The 1,274-nt window shown below is 69.7% G+C and carries 1 protein-coding gene; it reads left to right on the forward strand.

The genetic code is table 11. The features are described from left to right. On the forward strand, positions 1-1,274 hold a 1,274-nt coding region (locus tag NM961_RS23875; RefSeq protein ID WP_255916931.1), incomplete at both ends, for an Ig-like domain-containing protein.

The raw sequence follows: 1,274 nt of genomic DNA on the forward strand, positions 1-1,274 counted from the left end.
CCTGAGCAAGGACGACGGCAGCACGATCTATGCGCCGGGCGGCGGCGGCACCTACACACTGATCCTCAGCAATGCCGGCCCGTCGACGGCCACCGGCGTGACGCTGACGGACACGCTGCCCACGGGCGCCACGCTGTCGGCCGCGGCGACGTGCACCGCGCAAGGCAGTGCCAGTTGCGGCACGCTGAGCGGCGCCGGCGGCGCCAGCAGCGTTTCGCTCAGCGGTGCGACCGTGCCGGCCGGCATGGCCAACCGCCTGCAGCTCACGATTCCGGTTTCCTACGCCGCCACGCTGACCGCGGCCACGCTGACCAATACCGCGACGGCCGATGCCGCCGTCTCCGATCCGGTCAGCGCCAGCGATATCAACACGCGCTACAACCGCGCGCCGGTCGCCGATGCCCAATCGCTGTCGCTGGAGCAGGGTGGCAGTGCCGCCGTCACCCTGAGCGGCAGCGATGCCGACAATGACCCGCTGAGCTTCCGCATCACCACGCCGCCGCAGCACGGCAGCCTGAGCGGCACGGCGCCGGCGCTGACCTATACGCCGGCATCGGCCTTCAGCGGCAGCGACAGCTTCGCCTACGTCGCCAATGACAGCCTGCTCGATTCCACGCCGGCCACGGTGTCGATCACCGTCACGGCGGCCAATCGCGCGCCGTCCGTCACGTCCACCGCGATCACGACCGCGACCGCCGGCAGCGCCTACCGCTACGACGTGGAAGCGACCGACCCCGACAACGACACGCTGACCTATTCACTGCTCAATCCGCCGTCGGGCGTCAGCATCGACAGCAGCACCGGCGTCATCAGCTGGACCCCGACCACGCAGCAGATCGGTACGCACACGATGGCGATCCGCGTCAGTGACGGCCATGGCGGCACCGGTGCGCAGGACTTCACCCTGACCGTCAGCAGCGCGAATCACGCGCCGGAGATCACCTCGACCGCGATCACCACGGCCAGCGTCGGCACGCCCTACAGCTACGACGTCGACGCTACCGACGCCGACAACGACACGCTGACCTATACGCTGAGCAATCCGCCCAGCGGCATGTCCATCGACACCGCCACCGGCGCAATCAGCTGGACGCCCGCCGCCAACCAGGCCGGTTCGCAGACGATCACCATCCTGGTCAGCGACGGCCACAGCGGCACTGACGAGCAGAGCTTCAGCATCGACGTCGGCGCGGCCAACCGTCCGCCCGCCTTCACCTCGACCGCACCCACGCAGGCCACGCGCGGCGAAGCCTGGCGCTACGACGCCCAGGCCA

It is taken from the genome of Tahibacter harae (assembly GCF_024437735.1).
Taxonomy (GTDB): Bacteria; Pseudomonadota; Gammaproteobacteria; order Xanthomonadales; family Rhodanobacteraceae; genus Tahibacter; species Tahibacter harae.